The 25,786-nt window shown below is 53.1% G+C and carries 25 protein-coding genes; 10 read left to right on the top strand and 15 right to left on the bottom strand.

From position 1 onward, the window contains the following. Positions 1-3: 3 nt before the first annotated feature. On the bottom strand, positions 4-315 hold the full coding sequence (locus tag VY732_RS16385; RefSeq protein WP_442968574.1) for an ectoine synthase: 312 nt from the start codon (positions 313-315) through the stop codon (positions 4-6). A gap of 194 nt (positions 316-509) precedes the next feature. Between VY732_RS16385 and VY732_RS16380 the strand changes: the two genes are divergently transcribed. The 3 genes from VY732_RS16380 to VY732_RS16370 are packed head-to-tail and all read left to right on the top strand — an operon-like array spanning position 510 to position 1,768. Further along, complete coding sequence (locus tag VY732_RS16380; protein WP_331691174.1) at positions 510-890, top strand: hypothetical protein; 381 nt, start codon at positions 510-512, stop codon at positions 888-890. 37 nt (positions 891-927) lie between these two features. Then, complete coding sequence (locus VY732_RS16375; protein ID WP_331695905.1) at positions 928-1,422, top strand: hypothetical protein; 495 nt, start codon at positions 928-930, stop codon at positions 1,420-1,422. Between the two features lie 19 nt (positions 1,423-1,441). Continuing rightward, complete coding sequence (locus tag VY732_RS16370; protein WP_077572661.1) at positions 1,442-1,768, top strand: hypothetical protein; 327 nt, start codon at positions 1,442-1,444, stop codon at positions 1,766-1,768. Positions 1,769-1,960: 192 nt separating this feature from the next. Here the strand turns inward: VY732_RS16370 and VY732_RS16365 are convergent, their stop codons facing one another. Further along, positions 1,961-2,239 (bottom strand): hypothetical protein, encoded by a 279-nt coding sequence (locus tag VY732_RS16365; protein WP_331691173.1) that lies wholly within the window; start codon positions 2,237-2,239, stop codon positions 1,961-1,963. 132 nt (positions 2,240-2,371) lie between these two features. On the opposite strand from VY732_RS16365, the gene VY732_RS16360 reads away from it, so the two are divergent. Then, entirely contained in the window at positions 2,372-3,604 is a 1,233-nt protein-coding gene (locus VY732_RS16360; protein ID WP_154905336.1) for a tyrosine-type recombinase/integrase, read from the top strand. A gap of 372 nt (positions 3,605-3,976) precedes the next feature. Here VY732_RS16360 and VY732_RS16355 read toward each other — a convergent pair whose 3' ends face one another. The 4 genes from VY732_RS16355 to VY732_RS16340 form a co-directional block, all read right to left on the bottom strand. Continuing rightward, on the bottom strand, positions 3,977-6,988 hold the full coding sequence (locus VY732_RS16355) for a DEAD/DEAH box helicase (RefSeq protein WP_154905335.1): 3,012 nt from the start codon (positions 6,986-6,988) through the stop codon (positions 3,977-3,979). Positions 6,989-7,702: 714 nt separating this feature from the next. Continuing rightward, the gene (locus VY732_RS16350) at positions 7,703-9,928 is read right to left on the bottom strand and encodes a hypothetical protein (RefSeq protein ID WP_154905334.1); all 2,226 of its coding nucleotides are present in this window, start codon (positions 9,926-9,928) and stop codon (positions 7,703-7,705) included. Position 9,929: 1 nt separating this feature from the next. Then, positions 9,930-11,087, bottom strand: coding sequence for an ATP-binding protein (locus tag VY732_RS16345; RefSeq protein WP_154905333.1), 1,158 nt, complete (start codon positions 11,085-11,087; stop codon positions 9,930-9,932). Positions 11,088-11,723: 636 nt separating this feature from the next. Next, the gene (locus tag VY732_RS16340; RefSeq protein ID WP_154905332.1) at positions 11,724-12,179 is read right to left on the bottom strand and encodes a hypothetical protein; all 456 of its coding nucleotides are present in this window, start codon (positions 12,177-12,179) and stop codon (positions 11,724-11,726) included. A 302-nt stretch (positions 12,180-12,481) separates the two neighbouring features. On the opposite strand from VY732_RS16340, the gene VY732_RS16335 reads away from it, so the two are divergent. From VY732_RS16335 to VY732_RS16320, 4 genes are read left to right on the top strand one after another with little or no spacing between them, the layout of a single operon-like run. Continuing rightward, the gene (locus VY732_RS16335; protein WP_154905331.1) at positions 12,482-13,630 is read left to right on the top strand and encodes a hypothetical protein; all 1,149 of its coding nucleotides are present in this window, start codon (positions 12,482-12,484) and stop codon (positions 13,628-13,630) included. Then, positions 13,630-14,094, top strand: coding sequence for a three component ABC system middle component (locus tag VY732_RS16330; protein ID WP_154905330.1), 465 nt, complete (start codon positions 13,630-13,632; stop codon positions 14,092-14,094). Before VY732_RS16335 ends, VY732_RS16330 begins: the two co-directional genes overlap by 1 nt. Beyond that, entirely contained in the window at positions 14,091-14,978 is an 888-nt protein-coding gene (locus VY732_RS16325; RefSeq protein ID WP_331691172.1) for a hypothetical protein, read from the top strand. The genes VY732_RS16330 and VY732_RS16325 overlap by 4 nt, the downstream gene beginning before the upstream one ends. A 29-nt stretch (positions 14,979-15,007) precedes the next feature. Continuing rightward, a complete protein-coding gene (locus VY732_RS16320) occupies positions 15,008-16,114 on the top strand; it encodes a DUF3732 domain-containing protein (RefSeq protein ID WP_331691171.1) in 1,107 nt (368 codons plus the stop codon). A 176-nt stretch (positions 16,115-16,290) separates the two neighbouring features. On the opposite strand, the gene VY732_RS16315 is transcribed toward VY732_RS16320, so the two are convergent. Together VY732_RS16315 and mobH are read right to left on the bottom strand one after the other, a co-directional pair. After that, on the bottom strand, positions 16,291-16,608 hold the full coding sequence (locus VY732_RS16315; RefSeq protein WP_154905328.1) for a hypothetical protein: 318 nt from the start codon (positions 16,606-16,608) through the stop codon (positions 16,291-16,293). Next, a complete protein-coding gene (mobH, locus tag VY732_RS16310) occupies positions 16,601-18,325 on the bottom strand; it encodes a MobH family relaxase (RefSeq protein WP_154905327.1) in 1,725 nt (574 codons plus the stop codon). The genes VY732_RS16315 and mobH overlap by 8 nt, the downstream gene beginning before the upstream one ends. A gap of 228 nt (positions 18,326-18,553) precedes the next feature. Here mobH and VY732_RS16305 point away from each other — a divergent pair, with 228 nt between their 5' ends. Continuing rightward, on the top strand, positions 18,554-18,751 hold the full coding sequence (locus tag VY732_RS16305; RefSeq protein WP_007901093.1) for a DUF7740 domain-containing protein: 198 nt from the start codon (positions 18,554-18,556) through the stop codon (positions 18,749-18,751). A 132-nt stretch (positions 18,752-18,883) separates the two neighbouring features. Here the strand turns inward: VY732_RS16305 and VY732_RS16300 are convergent, their stop codons facing one another. Then, on the bottom strand, positions 18,884-19,846 hold the full coding sequence (locus VY732_RS16300; protein WP_154905326.1) for an ArdC family protein: 963 nt from the start codon (positions 19,844-19,846) through the stop codon (positions 18,884-18,886). Between the two features lie 136 nt (positions 19,847-19,982). Beyond that, positions 19,983-20,312, bottom strand: a complete 330-nt coding sequence (locus VY732_RS16295) for a hypothetical protein (protein ID WP_154905325.1) — start codon at positions 20,310-20,312, stop codon at positions 19,983-19,985. 456 nt (positions 20,313-20,768) lie between these two features. On the opposite strand from VY732_RS16295, the gene VY732_RS16290 reads away from it, so the two are divergent. Continuing rightward, positions 20,769-21,152: a DUF3742 family protein gene (locus VY732_RS16290; RefSeq protein ID WP_154905324.1), complete on the top strand. Its 384-nt coding sequence runs from the start codon at positions 20,769-20,771 to the stop codon at positions 21,150-21,152. 10 nt (positions 21,153-21,162) lie between these two features. On the opposite strand, the gene VY732_RS16285 is transcribed toward VY732_RS16290, so the two are convergent. The 5 genes from VY732_RS16285 to VY732_RS16265 form a co-directional block, all read right to left on the bottom strand. Beyond that, positions 21,163-22,707 (bottom strand): conjugal transfer protein TraG N-terminal domain-containing protein, encoded by a 1,545-nt coding sequence (locus VY732_RS16285; protein ID WP_154905323.1) that lies wholly within the window; start codon positions 22,705-22,707, stop codon positions 21,163-21,165. 10 nt (positions 22,708-22,717) lie between these two features. Further along, positions 22,718-23,026 carry a hypothetical protein gene (locus VY732_RS16280; protein WP_154905322.1) on the bottom strand — a complete coding sequence of 103 codons (309 nt, stop codon included), beginning with the start codon at positions 23,024-23,026 and terminating at the stop codon, positions 22,718-22,720. Positions 23,027-23,029: 3 nt separating this feature from the next. Beyond that, a complete protein-coding gene (locus VY732_RS16275; protein WP_154905321.1) occupies positions 23,030-24,412 on the bottom strand; it encodes an integrating conjugative element protein in 1,383 nt (460 codons plus the stop codon). Further along, complete coding sequence (locus tag VY732_RS16270; RefSeq protein ID WP_154905320.1) at positions 24,409-25,365, bottom strand: TIGR03756 family integrating conjugative element protein; 957 nt, start codon at positions 25,363-25,365, stop codon at positions 24,409-24,411. Before VY732_RS16270 ends, VY732_RS16275 begins: the two co-directional genes overlap by 4 nt. A gap of 118 nt (positions 25,366-25,483) precedes the next feature. Then, positions 25,484-25,738: a helix-turn-helix domain-containing protein gene (locus VY732_RS16265; RefSeq protein ID WP_154905319.1), complete on the bottom strand. Its 255-nt coding sequence runs from the start codon at positions 25,736-25,738 to the stop codon at positions 25,484-25,486. Positions 25,739-25,786: the final 48 nt, after the last annotated feature.

Here is a 25,786-nt window from a genome sequence, read left to right as displayed (position 1 = left end):
GCTTCAGTACGCCGATCCTTGGCTGTCGTTGAGATTATGCCGCTCGTCCCCGCGCAGGGGCGGGTTGAATACGCTGACGAGGATCAGGTCTTGCTCCTTGCCCCCGCGCAGGTAATGACGGTCGTGCTGGTCGAGTACATAAATATCACCCGGACGAATCGGAAAGACATTCCCTTGCATGTCTTCGACTTCGCCTTCCCCGGCAATGCAATAGCATGCCTCCAGATGATTGCGATAGTGCAACAGCGATTCAGTCCCGGCACGCACCACGGTGTGACACAACGTAAAACCCATGGCATCGCGCTCGGTGAGCAGGCGATGGCTGGTGCCCGCGAATAAGAAATTATTGTAATTGTCGTGGTTGAGAAATAATGCTGATCTTGAGTAGCCGCTGATTTTGACCGGGAAAGGACGAGTTGCCAGTACTCATGTTGAGCGCAGATCGGCCGATATTTGCAGTCTCGAAAGTATATTCGGATCGTTTTTCTTGAAGTGAAAACAGGGCAGATATGGAGCAGGACAGCCGCATTCTGAGCGCTCTCAAACGTTTTCGTTATTTGATCCTGGCGGTCATGGTGATCGCGTCCCTGGTAAACGCGTTCTGGCGCTTTACAGGCGGGTGGAGTCAGTTTTGGACATGCGTAGTGGCGCAAGCGTGGTTTACCCAAGCCGTGTTTGCTTACCTTCGCGGTGGCTGGGTAGCAATCGGCCCCGGTGGACTGCCGAAGGATGCCAACCCGATCGGCAGGGCACTATTGGCTGCAGTGGCGCTGGGGCTTTACTTATTGATGTTCAGCTACGAAGAGCAGAAGCCCGACTCTATTCATGAAAGGCGCGCCTCGGACTGGACCATGCCTACGCGGGAGGAGATGCGGCGTTCGGCGGAGTGACAGGACACTTTCAAGAATTAAACCAAGGAAGAACAGAATGCTCAAAGCAAAAACGCTCTGTTTTGCTGTGTTTTTTCTTCGTCTCAGGCGGGAAAAGCCCAGACGCATCCGGGCCCTTAATGGAAGAATTCAGCGCGATTTCATGTCTTTTGCGATCTTGGCGGACGATCTTTCCCTGCGCCTCCGAAGCCAGCTAAAGACCGCATGCACCGGGTGCAAAAAGGCCGTAAGCACGCCTATCAGCATGATGATAAAGATGATGATCAGCGGGACGCTTTCGTGCGAGAACATGGTGGGTTACTCCTGTAGTCACTATGTCGGAACCCGCAGCCTAGACGCATCGAGCCATGTTTTCGATGAACGTATGTTCATGCTCTTGCTGTTGAATTGTGATACCGCGCCGGAGAGAGGATTTTCGAAGCGTGCAGGGCTCATCGAGGTAAAACCGGTGATATCGTGCATTCTTTCTCACAGGAGCGACCTTCATGAAACTGGTCGTAGGAGCGTTGGCTACGGTATGTGCACCACCTGATTTTTCCTCGAGGTTGTAAATGGAACTGTCTCGCCTCAATCAGCTTTTTTTCGAGAATAACTGCGTAGCTTCGATGCAGCTCGAAATGGTGGATTTCAAATACAAACTCACGCTGAGTATGTCTTCCTCCGATGATCCAGAAACCGAGCGTGTGACGGCTGTTTTTCGTGACGTGAGCGCACTGAACCTAAGCGGCTTCGGTGGCGGGCTAACCCAATTCATGGACCTCGTCGTAACTCGAATCGACGATGGACTTGATAGAGTCCGGTACGAGCTGAGGGATCTTGAGGACGAGAAAATTTCGTTCTATTTCTTCACCTTCAGCGTGCGAGACCACAAGGAGTAAATATGCGGATTTTGATAGTAGCGCTGGCGGTAGTGATGTTGGCGGGGTGTGCGAGAGGCCCTGCAAGCGGTGTGGCGAGAGGATGACGGCACTGGCGCAATCAGCGAGGTGCTGAAGGCATATCACAACACGGCCAGCATCGTGGCAATGAGAACGTGATAGCGGAGGAGAAGCTTGCGTCAGCGACGCGCTTCACGTCCCTTGACGGGTGGCCAGGTGTTCATGAACACCGCAATTATTAGCCAGGCCTTCATCAAGGAGCTGGTTCTGGGCATGACGCTGCGATCGGCAGCAGTAAACGCTCAAGGCTTGCTGGCAGAAAGGAAATTTTTCAGGACGCCAGAAACGACAAAGCCCTGAATAATCAGGGCTTTGTCGGTACCAAATATGGCGGAGGCGATGTCCGCTATTTTTACGTATTTTGAGTTCTATTGCTGTCTGGTTGTGTGCTAAAAAATCTTTATTAAACATGTAGATATCCTGTTTTTTGTCTTTTGTGTTCCAACGGACGTTACCGAAAGCCATCATCCAAGGTGTGGGCTGGCGTGTGGGCTGGAGCTGATTTAGATTAGGTCATCGTCCTTAAAAAAGATGAGGTGACGCATGGCTTCACTTACGACAAAGGCGGTGGAGAAAATAGTCAGGATCGGCTTGCCTGGCATGACCAATGACGGTGATGGGTTGTATCTGAGAGTTGGCCCTACCGGCGGCGCCAGTTGGCTTTTCCGCTACAAACTCTCAGGAAAGAGCCGATACATGGGCTTGGGGAGGCATCCGGAGACAAGTCTGGCGGTAGCTCGGGAAAAAGCAGCTGATGCCAGAAGACTTAGCAGATCTGGAGTCGACCCAATTGCGAGTCGAGATGAGGAGTTGGAGCGGAAAAAACTGGAAAAAGAAGCCACTTTTTTATCAGAGGACGAGGCCCCGACCAAACCGATAACTTTCAAGGAGGTTGCTCTCGATTACATTGCTGCCCATAAGGCAGGCTGGAAAAATGCCAAGCACGCCCAACAGTGGAAGAACACGCTGACTACTTATGCGTTCAAGGTCATAGGCGATCTTCCCCCCCAGGAGATAGGCATTGAGCATATGCTGAAAATCCTCAAGCCGATTTGGACAGAAAAGCCCGAAACCGCCAGTCGATTGCGAAACCGAATTGAATTGGTCCTCGATGCAGCAAAGGCTCGGGATCTCCGTGCTGGTGAAAATCCCGCTCGATGGCGAGGGCACTTGGACAAGCTTTTGCCTCCCCGCCAAAAAGTGCGTGCTGTGAAACATCACGCAGCCATCCCATGGGGCGAACTTCCCGGGTTTGTGGCGACTCTTGAAAAAGCACAAGATCTGAGCGCTAAAGCTCTACGCTTCACTATCCTTACTGCGTGCCGAACCAGCGAAGTGCTCTCGTCCACATGGGCGGAGGTTGATCTCGTAGCAGGGGTATGGACCATTCCGGCGTCGCGAATGAAAGCCAGGAAAGAGCACCGCGTTCCGCTGTCGAAAGCAGCATTGAATCTACTGATCGATCTTCCTCGTGTAGAAGGGAACAATCACCTATTTCCTGGTGCTCGAAAAGGGAAGCCGCTAAGCAATATGGCGATGTTGATGGTGTTGCGTCGAATGAAGCGCAACGATCTCACGACTCATGGATTCCGCTCGACTTTTCGGGATTGGGCGGGTGAGGTCACCCACTATCCTCGAGAGGTCTGCGAGCATGCACTTTCACATACAGTAGAGAATGCGGTCGAAGCTGCATATCGGCGTGGAGATCTCTTCGAGAAGCGACGGTGTCTCATGGACGATTGGGCGAAATATGCCACGGTAGCCCAGGAGAGGTAGCCAGAACGCTTATGCTTACCGGGTTAATTGCGAACTCCGAAAAACATTTTGACTGGGCTCTAGGGCGATGGTTGCAGGGCTGGAAATTTTGACGTTGCCCCCAATCTTGCCCCCGCTCGTACCCGCTACACGAGCGATCGAGAACAGGGATTCTAACGGAATTCCAGTACGGCACTTGGTGGCTTTCAGTGTAAACGCCACAACTGGATTCGGTGGAGAAGCTTAGGACTTATCCTAAAAAAGTGATCCTCCGACTTACACCGAAAGTCGTCCGCCACGACCGGTTGAATCCACAACCCATTGCTGCCGGTCAACATCGGCAGAGATCGGCCAGAGGAATTCATTCGGCTGAAGGCTAGTCATGCAGCCTCCTCAGGGCGAAGTAAAAATCCTCAAATCCACATCTAATTCGTCCGCAGTGCTCAGCCAATCCTCGATAAGCTGAAAGGCTTGAATACTCTCGGGCGAAGACTTGAGTGGATTTCCCATGCTTTTGATGAAATGGTCACTGGAGAATGAATTTCCGCCTACGATCCAGATCTCTTTTTTACATCTCATTGATTTTCTTCGTTCGCAAATAAGATCCCAAACTCGCTCAGAAAGAGAGCCGTCAGGTGCTACTGGATGATTAATCTGACCATCGAATAATCTATAGCGCGTCCCGAGCGGATAAGTTGCATCGTTGGAGGGCCAGCACCCATTCCACGTTTTGAAATTTCCCGGTTTTATATTCTTGTTATTAGAAACAAGCATATGAATATTTTTGATCGCTTGACTGCCGACCTCGGCGAGAGCACCTGCTGATGATTTTGGATTGAGGGTGTCGCCACACTTAACATGAACGAAACATAGCCTCTCAGGGGATGACAAAATGAAATCGCCCGGCTCAACGCCCATATCGCAGCAAAGCACGAGATCACAACCAGGTATGAACTTGGCGAACGGCCCCAGATCACCGTGTGGAGTGCCTGAATTCCCATATCCCTTTAACCTGTCGATGAGATGGAAAATCGAGTCCGTATCAAAGCTGTCTTTGGTGGTTCGAAAATATTTGTGATCCCGGACGTGACCTTTCTCCTTAAGATTTTGGCTCCGCATCTCTGGAAGTGGAAACAGCGAGGCACCCGCGAAACTTTGTTCAGCCTCGATTCCCCGCTCATAAGGAAGTGCCAACCGGTAAAAATTTCCTCCTAGATACGTTACCCCATCCTCATACAGAACTTTCAATCGATGACCAAAATTTAGATATTCCACTACCCATTCATGATCAGCCCTTCCTTCAGAAACACCAGTGAGCTGGACTTCGAAAGATGAAACATCGTCCGAGTACGTCAAAGCTAGTTCCACCAACTCACCCTGCGCATGGAAGCTGATTCCGTCATTGAAGTCTACGTAAAGAAACTCAGCATGGATCTCGCCCCGGCCTATCTGCGCTGGTCCGTCGAGTTCATTGAAATCCAGCAATACGGAAAGAATTTTTGTGTCCGGCCTTTCGGCTATCGGTTGCGCGTAGGACTTAATAAGCCGTCCAGCATTGCCTCCTGCCTCGATGCATTCGCTAACCACGTCGATCCATTGAGAAAGATCATATAGCGTGAAATTGGATTCCTTCTGATCGACCACTCGGCCTGATCTGGCGCCAATGTAGTAGCTGCTATCTTTCTTTCCGTCCAGGCCAATATTGTCGACTTTCACCATCGTTAAGGCGTATCTGGAATTGCTCTGATTACTACGACTTCCATCTAGGTTCTGTCCCTTCAAAGCCACAGACTCTGGACGTCGTACAGCTTGGCCAATAGCTCGGGCGTGAGTCTCCTTGACCTGATGAATCGCGGTCCTGGCCGCCAACGCAGTAAGCTTGTCGATATGGATGGCATTACGAAGCCGATACTGCTCTTGGTTGTAGTATCGCCCGCCGCCGCTATCGAATATTGCTACACCTGAATCCATCTCCTTTACGACAATTACATGAAGTTTTGGCTCAAAAAACAGCTTGTTAGAAAAGAATTTTGAGCTGTTAAACGACACGTAGACCATAACTTTTAGGTCGAGGATATCCTCATAGCTCTTGACCAAAGCCCCGGATCCATGAAGCTCCCAATAGAGGCGATCCATAAGTAGGGGCAGGGAGAATTCTTCCTCCTTCTGCACGAAGCACACCGAAGCATGAGGGATTTTGATGTCGTCCTCAGGAACTAGCTCATTGAGATCCACTCGCTCCTTGAATTTGCCATCGAAATAGCTGTACTTGGGGAAGCTATCGAGGAAGGACTCGATTAGGTAACTCGTACTGAGAGACTTTACGAACTCTGACGCTCCTCCACTGGCGAGATAATCGTCAAATTTTTGGTAGCCATCCCACATCCCCTCATTCGCCCCCCGGCTAAGATCCAATACCAAGGGCCGCGCTTCCCCGTAACGCCGGACGATCCGACCGACGGCCTGTACGAGCTCTCGCCCACTACCCAACTCGTAGGTCAAGACCAATAATTTTGCTTCGGGAATGTCTATGCCTTCGTCAAGCTTATGCTGGTGGATGATTACCCTGAGGCCCTCAACTTTAAGCGCTCGTCCAACCCGCTTAAACTTATTCTTCTCGTCCTCATTTTCCAATCGCTCATGGACGCTTGCGGTGCAAAAAAGTGGCGCTATTAGGTCGTGATATCTCTCGATTTCCTCAAGACTCTTGCACTTAACGATGCATTTTAGACTGTCGTCGACTTCCAAATAATCCGTAATCTTCGCGAGCATTTTCGCTTCATCGGCAATCTGCTCATAAAAAGGTTCCGAAATTACTCCATCGACTACAGCGTCTTTGAACGTAAACACATAGAAGTGGTCTGTACTCACGTTTAATTCAAACAGGTCATTCCTATAAGGCGTCGCGGTAATCACCACCTTCATAGCGGAAGATTGTCGGATTATTTCTCGCCAAACGGGTGACGGTTCAGAATGGCCTTCATCAACGATAATTAGATCGAAGTCCTGCTGAATTTTTCCAAGCTCCTCATCTCCGATAAATGTTAATTTCTGAAAGCTGGTGATATAAATACCATCACCTTGACCGAAATCAGAATCCCTGAAGGTTTTCTTCAGTTTGAAGTCCGCATCATTGATTGTGATGCGAAAGAATTTTTTAGAAATCTCTCGGAAAAGTTGATCTTTCACTGCTTTGCGGTGACATATAATAAGGACTTTAGCTGCGCTCGAGAGATGGGATATAAGCGAAATGACACCCGTTTTTCCCGCACCGGTAGGCAGATTTATTAAGAAGGCCTTATCGGCTTCGTTTTCCTCAGCATACGTCACGAAACTTCGCACCGCGCCGAGTTGACAGTTTCTTAGTTTTTCTTTCGCTGAATCCAAATACTCGAGAATGTTCACAACGTTCGTCCATGTCGAAGTAGGGCGTGTTCGTAATACCTCTGCCTGCTAAAGCAGTGCCTTAGCAGGCAGAAGTGTCAAGATGCCATGACTAACAGTATCTTGATACTAAGTGACGGTAAAGTGAGCGATTACAACCGCACGGGAGCAAGAGGTCGATGCTCATTCTTGCTTCTCATCATGTACGGCTTCCACTTCGGTACCAAGCTGTTCAGCCGTCCGTGTTGCACTGCTTTGCACGAAAGGGGGCAGCGTGGGTTGCTCCAGGCGGAGCCCCTGAGTAGTAGAGCCTCGATAAGTCATCAAGGCAGCAGGGTACCAACGTGTTGCCCCATTGATCCGCGATCGCAGTGATTCATATGAATTTTCCTGAGTTTTCATAGACATCGAATGACTGCTTGTGGCTGGACAGCGACGGTCTAGCATCGACCGGTTGAATCCACAACCCAAAGTAGGCATTCGCTTGTTGTAGAGGATGTGACCCAGCCATCGATCTCAATGGTCATCAGGCCGCAGTAGATCTCTACCAGCTCCGAGCGCTCAATCGGTTATTGCCCGGGGAACCGAACGTAGCTTCGCGCAGCAGTTCGTAGACCTCTCGAAGGGGCAGTATTCTCGTGTTCAAACTCTTGAAACCAAGAGGATAGGGGAGGGAAGGCGTCACCGACCGAATAGCTATCAGCAAGACGGTCAGTGTCACGTACAGGGTCTGAGCTAGAACGGTGCAGCCTCCTCGCCCAGCAGAAGCCCTATGTCGCCGACTTTGTTTTCAAGGGCTAGCTTGATGCTGGCTCGAAGTTTTTCGTCGACCTCCTTGTGCAGACGAATCTTTCCTATCGCCAGTGAAGTGATGAATTCCATAGCAGCGTCACCGCGTTCGAACCCGTAGCCCTGGACGACACGCAAGATGATATCTGCCATGGACGCGCTATAGGTTTCGTGGGCGCTATAGTCGAGCTCTGTAGGTAAGGCAGCTCGGAGGAATGCACCTTGTATGATGCCGTCGTCGTAACGAGAGAAGACTTCAGGCGTCAGCAGGACCTGCTGGAGCTCGCCTGATTCAAGTCGTTTCGCATCCTTGATCTTGGCGTTTTCCCGGGCGTTCTGAAGGATCCACAAGATGGTCAGGAAAATGTCCACACAGGCAGCAACCGTGACATCTTTACTACCGCTTACGAAGGCAAACCCCTTTGTCAGCCGCATTTCTCCTTCTTGATAACTACTCTGCCAGAAGGCGTGATCGGTGAGGCCGTCGGCACCAGCATTGTCAAAAGCGTCGACGCGAGTCTGCACCAAGGACGATACGCCGTTGCCATCGAAGGTAATCAGTCTGCTCAACAACAGATGTTCCTGATGCCAATGGCTGTTGCAAGCAAGGCTGGCAGCAGGGATTTCGAGGTACGTCTTGAGCACGTATCTACGACTTCCTTTAGGTGGCTGAGTAAGGTTTGCAGTCAATTCTTTCATCAGTTCGTAGGAACGGCCGAACAGCGCACCCACCATATATACGCGCGTGCCTGAGTTCTGAGCTGAGCGAAGCCGGCGACTGATGCTTAGGAGAAGAGATCCTCGCTCAGCTGCAGCTGCAACGATGATCACCGAGCCGTCGAACTTCTCCTGTGGATCGAATTTAGACGCGCTGACTACATCGCACCTCAGTCCTCTGACCTTGAGGAAGTCCAGGGCATCGTTAGCCATTTTCTGGCTAGCGGCATCATCGTCGTGGATGATGAGTGACGTTGATGCAGAGGATTCTTCAAGCAGGGCTTTGTTGAACCAAATCTTGAAATCGTCGGTGGCGACAAGCTTTTCCTTATCGACATGGACGGTACGCTGCCTCTCCCGCTGGGGAACCTGGCTGAAGCACTTGAAGAGCCCCTTACCCATGAACGAATAAAACTTGGTCTGTAGGTCACCCGGCAAGTGATCCATGCTGATGTTCAGCAACCTTGTCTCGGTGTGCTGCGCGGCAAAGCGTTCCCCATGGATGCGAATCATCTGCCTGGTTTCGCTGGATTCTGCTTCGGCTAGAGATTCGAAATCTTCTGGTTTTTCAATGGTGTGAAGAACGGCGCACCATTCAGATTCAGACAAGAACGAAAGGAAGGTCGCCACGCGATTAGGCGGCGCTCCATTGACCTTCACCCACTCCTTGGCGAGTCCGCAATTGGTCGAGGCGGAGATCAAGCAGAGCGAGGACGCTCCATTCGGGAGTGGCCCATCTTTCAAACCATCGTGGGAGTGGAACGACTTGATACTCAGGATCGTTTGCTTCTTGAACTTGGTTTGGAACAGCTGGATCGAAAGCGCAATGGGCAGGAAAGCCATTGTATCGAGATAGATGGTATCGGGCTCACGCATGCCATCCTTGGACGCCTCTTTAAGCACCTGCAGGCAGGAAAATGCCAGAAAGTGAGAGTGAAGGGTTTCGGACAGCAGATTCTCGGCTCGAATAAAGTAATTGGATGACCTGGACGATGGCTTCGAGAACAGGAAGCCGGCAGGAGCCTTGGTGAGGACAGAGGTGCACTTCACCAGCTTTTTCATCCCAGCCTGGATGATTTTGTCTGATCCACCGGTGATGAGCCGACCAACCCCTTTTGTAGCGCCTGCGACAACCACATGCTTGGTAATGTCGCCATGCTCGTTGAAGAAGGAGAAGCCATAGGATGGAGCGGAGCCAGCGCCGCGACGCTGGAGCGCGATTGCGATAGGTGTTTTTTTGTCAGTGCACTGATCCTTGATCCAGTCTTGATAGCACTCAGGTACCAGGAACGTGACATGGTCAGGAAGAATGTACTCGCTCAGCCGTTTCTGCAGCGCCTCAGTGATATGAGCGTCATCGATCCTTTCAGGGCCGGTGAAGAACACGACAACCTGAGCCGGTTCTGCGTCAGGGGAGGGAGTGAGAGAAACCTCGAAATCGAACAAATCAGGCATGTCAGTTCACCGGGATGCAGATGGTGAATACAGTGCCTTCAGCTGCCGCCAGCTCACGGTCACCGCTCCAGTTTTTGGGATTGTACTCAACGACTTGTTCATGGCCTTGGAACGTCTGATAGAGGCAGAGTCTTCCTGTGCGTAGACGAACAAATGCCTTGAGCTTGTTGAGCGCCTGGACGGCGTTGTGCAACCCCATGCCTGATGTGACAGAGTCTTTGGTCGTTACATGCTTTTTGAAGCAGTCCAGGGTGGCCTGTAGCTCCTCATCCATGGGGAGATCTCCCAAGTCTTCAATCGGCACACCTTCCCTCGCGGAAAGCCACCGCCGTGCGAGCCCAGGCCCGCTATCGATTACAGAGATTTCGAGAAAGTCGAGGTAGTCTTCGCCCTTCACCATGTTCTTAACGATGAATCTGGCGAATTCTGGTTCCCTGTCCGAGTGAAGGTGAATGTCCTGCTTTTTGATCCGGCTAGCCTTCACTGAGGTGCCTCGCAAGCCCTTTTTGTACTTGACGCCGTGCACATCCGTAACGGAATGCTGATCAGCGTTTGAGATGAGTTCGGCCAACACGCTTCCTAATGCCGGAAGCCCACCTCGATTCAGTGCGCTTTTTTCGTGCTTCGTATGCATCAGCGCGGATGACGTCTCGATAAGGCTCGAGAATGAGGCGTGGGGATGGATCTGCGGGTTCCGCTCACCGTAGTAGAACGGCTTGATGTACTCCATCTTGGCGAAATTGATGCTGAAGAGATTGATCGTTTTGGGGCGAGCACCTCGCTCATTCGAAGTGTTCTTCAGATCACCGTCGTACATCGCTTCTATGAGCGGTTTGATGACGGTGAGTGCTGCTCGCTTATCGATTGGCTCATGTGATTCTGTTTCGATGCTGGAGCACATGATCAGCGCAGCGAGCCCTGCGGCCGTCCTGCCCAATTGCGAAATTTGCTCGGATGCGTTGTCAGCGTCTGCAAAAAGATGCAACACGCTTTGCTCCTGCGCGCGAGCCCAGCTGATCACCAGCTGGGCGAGCGAAGCATCAACTCCCAGTAGCCCCCCATGACTCATGCTGACGGGAAGGCGGAGGAAAGCATCCGTGTGGCAAAGGCCATACAGGTCTTCGATATCGTAGGTGTTCAGGTTTCTGGTGATCTTCATCAGCACCTCTGACAGTCCATCGTTCCGAGTGCTGAACCAGGCTCCTGGTCTGGACACACCCACCCCTTATCATATCGTTTGGCTTGATGCGGGCGATAGGGAGACTAAAGGCAAAATGATATTGTGCGCAGGCCGACGTGGGCTTTCTACCAAGTCAGGAGCAGTCTTTGCTGGAGCGGTGCTCCTGCACATTTCGATGATCACTGCTGGCCTAGCTTTTGGAAGTTGGGCTGAATGAGAGGCAATCTAAGCTGGGTATGGTTTGCGCCCCGCTTTGGGTTGGGGAGGCAGAGCTCGCAAGTGACTTGGGCGAAAGCGCGTATTCCGGGGGTGCATTTCAGAGTGGGAGTGCCGTAGGAGGTGAGCGAGGACTGTTTTCAGTAAATTTATGGTTGCCCAAGTATGGGTAGTTGTAATTTGGGAGTGGTAAGGGACTCAAGTCGATCCTTGGCCGCTCCCTTTGCTGATGATCGCTGATCAGCTTGGTAGCCATTGATTGATGGCCGCCTACCCAATCACCAGTCATGCGCTCGCGCACCCAGCGCCGAGAGATGGTAATTAGATCGAGATCCCTACGCGGGGCTTCGTTTCAATCGGGGAGCCCATAGTTTACAAGGGTGGCCAGTGCAAACTCTGTCAAAGAACGATCTCGGTCGCCTCGGCCCACGCCCGATCAAATAGCTGGGCAAGAGTCTTCTGATAAACATCAGCCGAGTGTAGTCCGATCCCTGCATCGATCCTCCTCTTTTTGCCGAAGTCGGAGCTCATGATCCACACCGTTTCGGGTGCGATCAGCAATGCCTTGGCTCCGATGTCGGGATGAAGGGCAATTCTTACCTGGGGTAATTTTCGTTTTACGTACTCGGCTGCTTTTCGGGCGTCCACGTGGGCCACGATCTGAACGTCCGAGGTCCGCTTGCTCAGCACGTCGATCACATAATCGGGGTCCGGAAGGTTTGTGGTCAAAATGCATAGCCGTCCGGTCATCCTCCCAAGCTGGGTCAACCGAGTCGCCCAGGTGCTCGCATTGATGGACATCTTTGCGTCATTGCAGGAAAAGGCAAAACCGCCGCCGTCGGTGCTGAAAGCCATTTGCAACCCTCCATCGTTAACTGTGAAAACTCTGCATGAGTCAGTGGCACACTGCTCAAATAACGCAACATAAGGCATTTTGCTAACATATTGCCATCACGCTACAATCGGACAGATATTGGTATAGATTGCTGTATATATAATCAGTATGTTGGGTATTTAAGCTTCTCAAGGTACTGCCGCGCGCAGTAACGAGGTTGATTTTTCACAGTTTGGTAGTGGATTTGCCAGGAAGGCTTCAACCCAACGCTCCTAGCGCTACGTCCTTACCGCAACGATGAAGCAATGAGCGGAGAAATGTTGTGGAGAAGCTCGCCAACGATGCGACAAAGCTACTCGAAGCATTAAGCTACCAATTAATCGTGACACTGGAGTATTGCCATTCATTGGTTGAAGGCCAGACGCTTTGGCTGGAGGTCTATGGTGATGTAACTGTTGGTGGGAAAGTCCAAGTCGAAGTAAAAAACTTTGCTGATGATCTCACGGATGGACACATCAATTTTTGGAATACTCTCAAAAACTGGGTCACATCGAAATTCAAGCAGGAAAAGTACTCCGAGCTAATACTACTAACGACTCAGAAGTATGGCACTACAGCGCAGCTGAGTCACTGGAACCAGCAGTCTGTGGAAGAGAGGTTAAGCCAGCTCGAAAATGTTCTCGCTGACAGTGAGGTGCGGCTTGCTGTATCGGGTAAAAAGCCTTCTAAATCTGTTCAAGCCCAGCAGTTTGTGTTGGCCGAGGAGAGGCGTGAAGCGCTGCTGGATGTCATCGAAAAACTGAAGATCGTATCTGCTGAGCCAGATCTCGAAACTCGCGCAAGCGAAGCAAAAAGTCGGTACGGGAAGGGTTTGGATCCCTCAAAGCGAGGAGATTACTTTGAAGCGCTACTAGGTTACCTGATTGAGCCAGGCATGGTGAAAAAGGGCTGGACTATCAGCTACGAAGATTTCGATATGAAAATCGCGACCTTATTCGCAAGGTATGGTCGAAACTCTCGTAAATTCCCCTCGATTGATTCAGCTAGCTTCCAAGACCAGGTGGATGTGTCTGCGTATGTTGACCGCTTGTTTGTGAAGAAGCTCCATGAGATTGAGTATGGGCAGAAAGTGCCCGCGGCGATTCTTGAACATATCGTGGCCGTGCATACGATCAATCAGGAGTTCAGGAGATTTACTGTCGACAGGATAGATGTCGATGGGTACAAGGCTGATCAGCTTAAACGTCACGTTAGCCTAAGGGCGGGGGCAATAAGACTCTGCCGACGGATGCCGCAAGAATACTGGTGTGAAGAATCACAGGGGTTCTTTGATGCGCGATGCGGGGAGCCTGTTGACTGTTTCCCTGCATTTGACAATACCTCTGTGGATTTTCGAAACGGTATCTGGCATATGCTTGCTGATGATGAGGACGAAGAGGGTAAAGATAAGCTTCACTGGAGATTATGGTAATGAAGCTTACAACGACTGACCACCTTCATACTCTGCACCGCAGTCCTTTGATAATGGCTCCGATTCTTCTGGCGTTTTATCAGCAGCTCCAAGAGACACAAAACAACATTCTGTTAAGTTATTTAGTACTTCCTTTCGTTCTTCACGAGTCGACAGCCACATATCTGTATCGAGTGAACGATCGTTACTCATTGCGTACAATGTGCTCCGATAAAACGCGTGTGGCAGGTGTTCATAAGCGTATCCATTCCCTGCGGCAGGTTACGAACACCACGCTGATGAACCTCGTGAATACAGGGTACTTGATTGTTGGTGACGACTTGATTGTACGTGCTACCAAGAAAACGTTTCCGCCCCTGAATGGCATGGTGCAGCAGGTTGCCTCGGCGCGCAATCTTGCAAAGCTCTTTGAAAATAGCGACGCCCCGCATGTGTATAAGTTGTTAGGGATTGCTCAACTATGAAATGTATTGTAAAGGCCATAGGCGTTATCGATCATGATAATGAAATTCATAAAGTTACCTTTAAAGCTGGACTGAATATTGTCACCGGAAAATCTTCTACAGGCAAAAGCGCGATTATCGAGATCTTTGATTTTTGCCTTGGAAATAGTGACAATACAATACCGAAAGGCGTTATCACTGCTCGTACAAAGCTTTATTTTACCATTCTCGAATTTGACAGCGGCCTCCTTGTCCTGTCGCGGGATGGAAGTAGTGAAAAATTATTCATTAGGGATATGTGCGGTGCGACTCTTGAAGACGTGCTGCTGGGAATGAAAAATCTAAAAGATTTCTTCAAGGCTAACTGCTATTTTCCTCTGCGAGACTTCAAAAAAGAGCTTGGTCGCTATTTTGCTGTCACGATGACTGATATTGATGAGGACGCGGGAGGGAGGGATTATGGAGCTGCCAAAACCTCGACGCCTTCGATTCGTAGTTTTGCATCTTATATGCTGCAGCATCAGAATTTGGTGGCAAATAAACATGCTCTTTTCTATCGGTTTGATGAGAGGCGAAAGCGCGACCAGGTCATTGATCACCTGAAAATATTTATGAACTTTGTGGATCAGCAATATTTTTGGGTTTCGCAGGACTATAATGAGCTCAAGGCAGAGCTAAAGAAGATTGATAATCAAATTCCTAAAAGCAAGCAGGAAAAGGCCGATTTCACATCCAAGATTGAGGGTTTGCTTGCAGAGTACCAAGTGATTAGTGGCACCGCACTAACCCCACTGACTGCTGCTCAGATTGCGAACTCTCCCAAAGGCTCGTTAAAGAAAGTCAGAGACGCTAACGTTCGAATAGACAGTGTTGCGGACTCGTACACTATCCAGAAAAAGCGCTAGAAGAAGAGCGTGCAGCACAAACTGTAAAGGTGCGAGAGCTTCAAGATAAGCTTTTTGCTGTGCGTTCATCAATAAGCCTTACGGAGGATTTTGCTAGCACCGTAAATAATCTGCCTGTGCCGGAATATGCTGAGATAAGCGAAACGCAGTGCCCATTCTGTGATGCTCCTAATCATCAGGTCGAGAGCGAGGCTAACAAGCTCACGAAAGCCATCGACTGGATGAACTCAGAGTTGAAAATTTCTTCCTATGCGCGTGAAAGTTTCCGCGAGGAGGAGGGTAAGATAACCAAGAAGCTCACAGAGCAAAAAGAAATTCTGTCTGGCATCCAGTCGAGAATTACTCGCTTGGAGAAGCAGGTTGAGGATCTTAAGAAGAGTAAAACGGTCGATGAGATTGCGCTGCGAGTGAAACATCGTTTGGAATTGGAGATTGAAAACTACTCCAATAAACCGAAGTCAGAGCTTGAAGGCACGCGAAAAATAATTGAAGCTAAGATGGCTGAGCTTAAGCCCATCCTGGATGGATATGACGTGCCCGGGAAAATGCGCGATTTGAGCGACTTGATCAATAGTGAGATGGAGCGAATTGGTGCTGGCTTTGATTTCGAGCCTGCTTATATGCCGATCAACCTGAAATTTGATCTCGAAAATTTCGACTTGTGGCATGAAAGCGACGAGATGGGGAACGTGTACCTTCGCTCAATGGGCAGTGGTGCGAATTGGCTGTATTCGCACCTGACGCTATTCCTGGCTTTGCATTCGGTATTTGCACAGAAGCACAAGGATGGGTGCAAGATCCCTCCAATCCTATTTCTGGATCAGCCAACGCAGGTCTATTTCCCGGCTAAGATCGACCATGGGCAGCAGGGCTTTGATGCACGGGCCTTGGCGAAGCTCACCGATCGGGTTGAACAGGTTGACGAGGACATCGGGTCTGTCACCAATATGTTCGACAAGCTCGTAGAATTCTGCCAGGAAACGAAAGAAGCGACCGGGATCATGCCCCAGATCATCGTCACTGATCACGCTGATGAACTCGAGCTGAGTGGTGAAGCTGATTTCCAGGCCTTCGTGAGGGTCACTTGGCGCAAGCGTGGGTTCATCGCTGACCGTCCCGCTGAAGTGACTGCATGATCACCCTGGGCTCACTCCAGTCTGGAGTGAGCCCAGATGGCGTTAAAGCTTTGGCAGCAAACCGGCGCATATGCCTTTTGCAGGTCTCTCAATCCTCTGAGAAAGCCAGAGCCAGCCGACCGTGGCAAGCCGAGGCGCGCGCTCACCGAGGCTTGGGTCTCGTCGGCAGCCTTCGCCTAGCGTTTGGCTTCGAGCTTCTGCGGGTCGATCTGTCGATTTGGCCTTACGCAGATAACCTTGCCGTCCTGGTAATGCCCGCCAATACAATCGGTTGCACCGAGAGCGTCGATCTTCCGGAGTTCGCTACTCAGCAACTCAAGCGCCTGCTCATCGTTCAAACCTTTCTCCAGCGCTGACACTTCGTCGAGCAGTCTCCGCTTGAAACACTTGATGAGGTGACAAAGGCTTTGAGCAGGGAAGCGAGTAGGAAGCAGCGAGCCTTGTGTCGCGAGTACAACAAAAGACTGAAGGATGTGATGAGCGTCGTTAGCCATCATCAATCGCAAGAAACGGGTTATCTGGCGGTATCGATTCTAAAAATGACGTCGGTTCCGAAATCAGATACCCCTTCAAGGTCGTTTTCTTTCTGGGACCTTGCACTTTGCACGCCCAGATGTTCAAACCGTTGTCTCGCTTCTTATGGATCTTCAGTTTCTCGAATTCCTTCTGCACCCAGCGCCACTCTTCGATTTCTTGATTGGCACCTTGTGAGATACCAGGAAACTCCTGGGCGTAGCGTTGGAAGAGACCGGGTGTTACTAGAAACACCAAACCGCTCACCGTGTGCACCTTGGCCTTGCTGTCATTGATGATCAACTTGTGGCTCTGGATGCCTTCCTTAACCCAATTCACAAAAAACTGACCAGGGTTACTGGAAAGGGGTGTTGAGATTTCGAGAATGCTTTCTGACAGCGCATCACTGGCCTCGGGTTCAGCCAATTCGAACATATCCAGCAGCGTGCCGAGGTAGTCGGCATCCTCCGTCGCCATGGTATCTGGCTGCGATGGGCTTTGACCCGATCCTGTACTGACTGTCTTGGGAGCTGGTGGTGATACCGGAGCGTCAGCCGGGTGGTCATCGATTGCAATGCTCACCGTTCCGCTGAACGCCTCCGGGCGGTTTTCGCTCCCCCAAATCAAAGCCGGTTGTAGTCGCAGAAAGGTAAAGGTTTGCTGCCAGTCTCCCTTTGCCACGAGCGCAGTCCAGATGGCTTTGCCTTCTGGTGTGGACTCGACCAGCCCATGCGATTGCAGTTCGTCGAACACCGCGATGTTGGATGAGGGAATGCCCTCAATCGCTTGCGACAGCAGATAGGCTCGCAGCTTGTCCGTGACCGTCTTGCTGACCAGCCACAGTGCGTCTTGGGTCAACCAACCCACGGCACCCGGCTGGTTGAGTTTTAGCTCGTGCTGAACCAGATGGCGTAGCCCAGTGATCAAGTGATGTTGCAGCGAATGAATCGGCGCTTGCAGCGCCTTGCTTGGGTTACCGCCGATGTTCTGCGCGGTGGAGACGCGGTCGGCCTGAATCACCAATTCGCCCAGCACGCCAGCACGTTCGTACTGGCCCGCCAGGACATACAGCAGGCTGGCCCAGAGTGGAGGGAATCCACTGAGCCAGTCCAAGATTGTTTGGTCGAGAATTTGGGTGTAAAGCAAGCCTGCGGCAGCGCCATGCAGGTGATAGTCGCGACCCTTGAGGTAACGAAAACGGTAGGGCTGGTCCAGCGGTCCCTGCCAAGGATGCCAAACACGGCCATCCTGGCGTTCGACCAGCAGGTCCACAGCGATCTTGCCGATGTCATGCAGCAGGGCACCATAGGCGATGCCAGCGGACCAGGCATCAGTCTGGGCGGCCTGGTCTTCGGGGGCGGCGCCGGTGGGAAGCAGATAGGATTGGCGCAGTTTCAAACTGCAGGCGACCAGTTCCAGGCCATGGTCGAGCATGCCACCAAGATAGGCATGGTGGTGCGTTTCGCTGGCCGGGAGTTGTTGGACCTGTTCGGCGTAGCGATGGATCGGATTTAAGTAGAGTTGGATGAACTGCGTATGGGAGAGGGCGGTGTACTGCCAGATGTGATCGAGCAACTGGCGGCGATGCTCCGCTGCTAACAAACTGTGGGCCGACTCGATGGGCAGGTAACCTTCGGCGACGCTCATGGTCAGTGGCAGAGGAGGGTTTTGCCTTTTTCGACGAAACAGATTGAGCATCGTGACCTCCGGGAAGTGGCTGGGTCAGTGGTCTTTTAGCCTTTTCGGATAGAGCTCTTACCCTTGACTCCCCATTCCCTTCCAACCCTTCCCCGTCCTTTTGTCTCGTGTCCCTTTGTGCGGCAATCGGGATATCGATTTCTCCTGGTGCCGTTTTGTTGGAGGTGCGTGCTAGTACGGAAAAGGGAAGAGTCGGTACACTGCTGTGCACATTTTTTGGGGACGGTCATGAACCTCACTGACGCCACGCTCGTGCTGCTGCTCGCGGCACGTATCCATGGGACCGACGAAGCCGTCAGGGCCTCGGCGAAGAGCGTGGTCAAGAAGTTGCCGCGCAGTAAACGCGATCTGATCTACAAGGTGATCGACAGCCGGAGTCCGCTTGAACTGGTGGATTTTCTGGCGCAGAACCTGGATGCGGAATGACAGGCTGCGGGTGTGTGCCCATCTCTGATTCTTTGCATCAGAGCCCCGCGGCATGGGGTTTTTTCTGGGCGCAGAAAAAAGGGCCCAACTCGCGTTGGGCCCTGTGATGCGATTGCAGCTGTGAGGTAACGATCAAACTCCATCGTTCATGCATCGTGAGTCATCCATTACCATCTGCTTCAGTTGCTGCTCCAGATTGAGTACATACTCCGAAGCGCTTCGGGCGTGACCACTGGCGCGAAAGATCGCGCGTTTGTCAGCCTTGAGCAGGCCGAGCCAGGAGTCGATGTATCCCTCGTGCCGCAGCTCCCCCTGTATACCGGCGTAGGCACATAAAAAAGCAGCGCCCATCTCGGCGATCAACTCCTCAAACGCGTAGCCTGGCGAGCCGAACGGACAGGCTGACGTCACGCCTTCGCGCTGCAACCGAGAGTGATGCCCGGTCCAGTGCGTCAGCTCATGAAGTGCCGTGGCGTAGTACCCGCCTTCATCGTGAAATTGTGCTTTTGTCGGCAGTTGGATGAGATCCCTGATCGGGTGGTAAAAGGCTTCGTCGGCAGGCCGATGAACGATGCGTGCACCTGAACTTAACAGCAGATTTTCCGCAGCGCTGTTGGCCTGGAAGGGATCACTCTGTTCCGTCTCGAGCGCGGTTTCATTAAGCATTTCGAGCCCCTCTGTTTGCTCGATGTTGAACAAAAAATGCGTCCTGAGAATGCCAAAGTGAGCGACCTTGGGCTGACCGTTTTCATCGAGTACGGGTTGGCCTGACTCAGTCTGTTCCTCGCACTCCATCGGCTTGTAGAGCACTGCCAGGGTGCTGTGCTCACCCTTACGGATGTGCCCACCGGCCTTTTTGGCTTGGTTGAAGGTCAGCCAACGATCTTGAGTGAATCCCTGCAACCTGGCCTCGGCCCAGAGCAACGGTAAATTGATGCCCGAGTAGGGGCGACGCGTGATTGCGTTGATGGGGTAGGGTTGGTGATGATTGACGTAAACTGAGCCACTTGGAGACCAGGGTTTGATCCAGGGGGCAACGCCTTGGTCTAAAGCAGTAACGATCTTGTCAGTCACGTCTTGGTAGATATCGCGCATGGCATTTTCCTCAACAGAAAACGGAGGAACGCCTTACCCGTCGGGGAGGGCTCCCCGGTGGGTGATGGGTTGGATTGATGCAGGACTTGCATGCCGTCTGAGTGTGGATCTGGATGCCGAGTACGGTCGTATGCGTTTAACGTTGGTGTTCTCCTGCGAGAGCTATCAGCAAGGCGCCAGGTTGGTTTGGCTCGAGGAGCAGGCTAAGGCTCAGTTGCAGCAACGGGTCATCGTGTGGATGACCCATTGGCGCGATGTGGGCTACCTCGAACACCACATAGGGCTCGTGTGGAGAGGACAGGTGAGCCTCGAAGGCTGCGCGCAATACCTGGCTCAGCCGACCGACCTTCAGCTTCTCAGCGTGATCGGAACGCTCGAGCAGGACTGCGCGTTGCCACGCGCCAGGAGTGAACACGATGGGCAACCGAAGGGTGTTCAGTGTTTCCGGTGTAAGTGAGTCGGACATGGTGTGCCTCCGTTGAAAGCGCGAAGAAACCTGTCCCGTGCGGGAAAGAATTTCCCCACGGTGGGTTGAAGAAAAACAAGAAGGTTTGCCTGGCGAGCAGAGCTCGAAAGGCACTCAGGAGAGCAGTAGGCGTTCATCACCGTAGAAACGGTCACCGTGCGAGCTACCGAACGCTAATCGCACTTGGGGAGAACCATCACCGAGGTGACGTAGTCTTGAAGGTCCTGACTATCTGGGAAGGGTGCTGTCGGTAACAGCGATCCGTACCTAGTATTTAGCCGGACGAATTACATGGGTCAATCACTGTAGAGAAGCTGTTTTATGGGGCTTGTCTTCTGTCTTCCAGTGAAGATTTTTCGACTGGGCAAACTGATAAGCGGTCAGGCACGGACCGTTTTCAGTAGTAGGCTGTTACTCCTGTCTCAACCATGAAAACGCTCAGAAGAGGGCGAGACCATGCCGACGCAGAACCCTGTTCAGATTTCCCGCGCCCACCGCTGGGCATATACCTGTGGCATGTCGATAAAACGCGGGTATCGCATACTGAAAGCATTCGAGACCCGTTTAGCTGAGCGCGCGATGGTGGCAGGTGTGCCTGCGGGTAATTTACTCGTTCGCGGAAGCTTTCTGATCGTCAAGTTCACTATGGTGGGAGCGTTGCTTTTTGTAAGTTTTTGGCTGTTCCTGTCGTTGATGACTCTAATGGGTTTGTATTGGGTAATCGTCCATCGCCGACCCAACGCCTCAAAGGACTTTTACGGGGCTCAGGCATTCGGCGATCCTTATGGCGAGTACGAACTCAATCGAGCACCGGGACAGCCTGACCTGGACGAGCATTAGTGGGTTGTCGTTAGCTTTTTCTGATTGAAGTACCTGCAGAGATCAGAGCATCAGTACCTTTCGAACCCGCATTTTGTGCACTGAGTGTCCCTTTTCCTAACATGCCTTCTGCTATGGAACCTACGCTATATCCGGCCCAACTCATTGCGGCTAGAAAGACCATCGGCAGCACGATAAACATCGCCCCCATCACATACTCAATTACCTGCGCCGTGACCGTCCCATCCATAAACCCGGATGTGGGCAGCGATAACAGCACTTGATTGGAGGCCGAAACTTGGTTGTACAAGGTGTCGAGCATGCTGGAGTCGACCCAGCGTGCTAACTCCCACCAGAAACTCAGCATGTGCAGCGTGAACAGCGCGAACGTCACGGTCATGACGGTCTTCAACTGATAGGTACTGACCAGCAAGATCAGCGGCAAGCTGATGATGATGCCCATGATCAGGAAAGCCTGCACCATCGGTAGGGCGGCGCGTAGCGCATTCATCGCCGGGAAGTTGCTGAAAGAGCCGAGGGCCAAGCCGGTATTGGTGGCCAGGTTATTAAGCCCCTGATTGATCGAGCCGCCACGAGCGCTGGAACCATAGTCCTGGTACACCTGTCCGGGCGACATGGACATCGATTGCTGGCGCGGACTGACCAGTTCGCGCAGGGTGGCATCCTCGATCTCGTTGCTCGAGCGGCCAGTTAGCCAACCTTTCAGCTGAGTCAGCAGAGAGGGATCAACCTGCTGGATCAACCGCTTGCGCAAGCCAACACCGCTGTCGCTCCACCACTGCTTGCAAGTGGGGTAGCCCGCGCCATTCTCCAGCCGCGGCAAGGAAACATCGCGGCTTTCGTCATACGGCCAACTGATTCGCGGTGTGCGTGAACGATCCGTGTCGTAGTAGCCGGGCGTGTCGAGAAGATAGCTTGAGCCGATCCAGGACGCGTCGTGACTTTGTGCCTTGTCCAGTTGCGGGCGATTGGTAAACAACCGAGAACGGGAATAGCCATAACAGTCGCGGGTGAAGTCGGCGACTTCCTGCAGCAGTACCTGGCTGTTGATACGCGAGTTGTCGATCTCCATGCGCATCTGCCGAATATCCGGAGCGCAGGGAATGGAGGCGGTGGCTGCGGCGGTTACCCCTTTGCTCAAGGCATGCACCAGAAACCACCAGATCGGTACGTTGGCGGAGCGTTCGTCGATAGTATTGAAGGTCGTCCCCCAGGCGGTTTCCGCCGGCTTGGCCACACTCACGCCGCAGCGCTGACTCGCCGCATCATCGAACGCCATTGAGGCGAGGCTCAACGGAAAGACCGGCGCGCAGCCGAACAATACGACGATGTAGGCCAGCCACAACCGGTTCTCGATCCGCGGCACCGAGAGCAATCCCTTGTTACCTTCATCCGTGCCTTGCTGACGGGCCGATAACCATTCTTGCAAAATGATTGCACCAAAGGGCGCGGCGAATAGCCCAGTGTCGGACAGGACACTCCAGAGGCCGTTGTTGATGATCCAGGCCAGCAGAGAGAGGTAAAACTCCAGGTAGCTATTGGTGCTCATGAGCATGGTGGTGACCTCACAGTCGGGTGAGTTCGACGCAGGTAAAGAGCACGAGCCCTAATGTTCCGATACGTTTCACCCGCAGTCGATCCTGTGGTCGATGGCGGTAACGCCGAAGCAGGTCCCACCAGAGCGCAAAGAGGGCTGCGTAGAGCAGGGCACGCCACCACCGCAGATAGGGCCCTACGGATTCGAATGCCTGCTGCCAGACCTCGAAACTACCCAGCGCAGTTCGGCCGATCCAGGCGACCAGTGCGGCGCTCAGGATCATCACCGCGGCAATCCCCAGACTCGAAAGCAAAGTGAATAGGGGGGAACGTTTCATGGCTCACTTGCGCCAGGCGTCCGCATCATTGAGTCGACCGGGCTCGGGGTCGCCTTGCTCGACGGTACGCGAAGCATCGGCACCACCGGCATGCCGATCGAGCACTAGGCTGGCGGTATTGGTGGTCAGCATCTGCCGGACCTGCAGCTCGGTTTGCAGCAGGCGTATTTCGCGCTCCAGGGTGTCGATGTTTTTCGTCAAGGCGGTCTGGGCCGGCTCGGCGGAGGCAATGTTCGGTTCGTGACTGCCCGCCAGCAGCGTGCGCAGCAGTAGCAATGCCTTGTCGAGTACGCTGGACAAGGCCGTCTCGCTGGCCAGACGGCGTGCCAACAGATCCTGGTCGGGGTCGTCGCGCAGGGCTTCGATCACACCACGGGTCACCGGCAGCATCGGGCTCGAGGCTTTAGCCAGGTTGTCAGGAGTAGTCGGCAGTGAGCCTGACAGCAACCCTTGCAGGGCCTTGAGGCGTTCGCTGTAGGCCTCCTGGATCAGTGGCGTCAGCCCGCTGCCAGCGGTCGCACGCAGAGTTTCGCAGGTGTCGCAGGTCGCGACTTCGGTCTCGCCCAATACGCGAACGGCCCATTCGGATTCCTCCTGGGGCGAAGCCCAGGTCTGGCAAATAGCCCCACCCAGGCAGTCACTGCTACTGATCGAGGCACTGTCATCCACCGTCCGGTTATGCAGCAAGTTGTAGCCTGCTCGCACTACGTCGGAGGTCACCCGGATGGGCGTCTGTCCGCTACCTCCAGCCTTCTGGCTACCGACCCAGGACACCCCATTGTTGCCGTTATGGCTCTCGGTATTTTTCACAGCAGCCACCGCATCACCGCCAGTTTGTTCCAGATTGCCCTGCATTTCCTGGTTCTTGGCCAGCGCACCCCAGCCGGCTTGACCGACCTTGTCCGCCATCTTCTCGGCCATGGCCTGGCAGGTCAGCTTGGAGCGGTCGAAGTCGATACGCCCCTGCATCACCCCGTTACTGAGCAACTCATAAAGGCCTGGGTTGGCGCGCTGGATGATCAACGCGGGCAGCGACATCACCGCTTGGGTCGCGTTCTGCACGATGCTGCCCATGATCTGCTGGAAACCTTCGGTGGCACCGTTCAGCTGGTTTTGCAGGGTATTGGTGAGGCTCATGTTTCCGCACATCATGTTCGCTCGCCATGACCCGCCGACGCCGAGACCACTGGGTCGATAGAGCGAGCTCGGTGAGCCGACTGCCGAGCCGCCACCGATGGTGTACATCACCCGGTCGTCGAGCACTTCGCCTTGAGTGCCCAGGCGGTAATCGTCCTCGGCGGCGTGGGCGTGCGTGGCCATGGCGAGCAGTACGTGGAGCAACAGACTCATCACGCCCGACCATGATCGCGCGCAAAGCCGACTCATGATGCGCCGCCTTCGAAGTCGATGCTGAACAGGAAGGTCTGCCCCTCGCGCTTGCAGCAGCTATAGGGGCGCCATAACGACCAGGCGTAGCCGCCATCCGCGCTCTGTACCGGATCGCTGGGGAAGACCGCGCAAGTCGATTGAACCTGGGGGTAGAGCAATTGCCATTTGTGGGTCGAAGCATCGTTTTCAACGATGGGACCAGGCGGCCAGTAGCCGTCACGTTTGGCGGGTGTGAGTGGTACATACACATGCGGCTGCCAGTTACGGGTAATCACATCACCGGCCCGTTGGGTCATCACCGCAGCGGCTTTGAAGTCGTCGGGTTGTACCAGAAATCCCTGCCGGGGATAGACGTTGCCCCACATGTTTCCTGAGGCCTGACGACCGATTTCACGGATCCCCGGCATGAGCGACTCGGGATAAAGACTTTCCGGGATGCCATGGCGCCAGGCCAGTGAGTCCAGGGTACTCAGGTAGTAAGGCATGAATGCAGTTGCACCGCTGGCGCAGGCATAGCCGGATTGCGAAGCCAGTTGCGTTGCGATCCAGCCACCGGGGTGGCCGATGCCATCGACGTTTTTGAAGCGAGGCAGGTTGTCGCGGTGGGTGTTCGGCGTGATCAGGTTGCCGCCACCCTCCGCGCCACTGATAGGAGACGAGAGGGCGGCCATCTCGGTCCAGGGATTGTTGCCGGTGGTGGCGTAGCTCGAGACCACGAGTTCAGGAATGAAATGACGAACCTTGGTCGAGGTTTTAACTGTGCAGCCGAAGGGCGTGCAGAGGAGCCAGAAACAAATGCCGACGACCCTGTATGCGAGGCAATTTGGCGACAACACTGAGGACGTGATGCTGCCGGTATCTAGCGCCACGCTTGGCCCGCACGCCAGCAGGATGCTCAACGCCAAAGGTCGTAGCTTCTGGGGCGCAATTGACGGGTATACGACAGGCATGATCCAGGCTCTTTGGACTAATGGCCTGGACAGGTTCAATGACGTAAGTGGGAGTTGTCAGTGATAAAGCCGAACGTGGGGTTGTCGGTTTACAAGGATTTACAGGACGATGATATGGCTACTCGATGTCCAGCACACGGCGAAGGGCGTCAGAATCGATGAGTAGCTGATCTGCGGTGATCTCGAAAATATTGGCGAGTTTGCACAGGACCAATAGCGACGGGTTGCCTACCCCTCGTTCGATTTGACTGACATAGGTACGATCCACCTCGGCCATGAGCGCCAACTGCTCTTGGGTAAGGTTCTTCACGCGCCGTATCAAGCGGATGTTCTCCGCCAGTTGCAGGCGAAGCTGTTCGTAGTCTTGAGTCATGCGCGCAAATTGCGCTTTGAGGGACTCTCAATCCACGGGATATAGTCT

It is taken from the genome of Pseudomonas sp. ZY71 (genome assembly GCF_036542145.1).
Taxonomy (GTDB): domain Bacteria; phylum Pseudomonadota; class Gammaproteobacteria; order Pseudomonadales; family Pseudomonadaceae; genus Aquipseudomonas; species Aquipseudomonas koreensis_A.
This window is presented reverse-complemented; position numbering and strand designations above follow the sequence as displayed.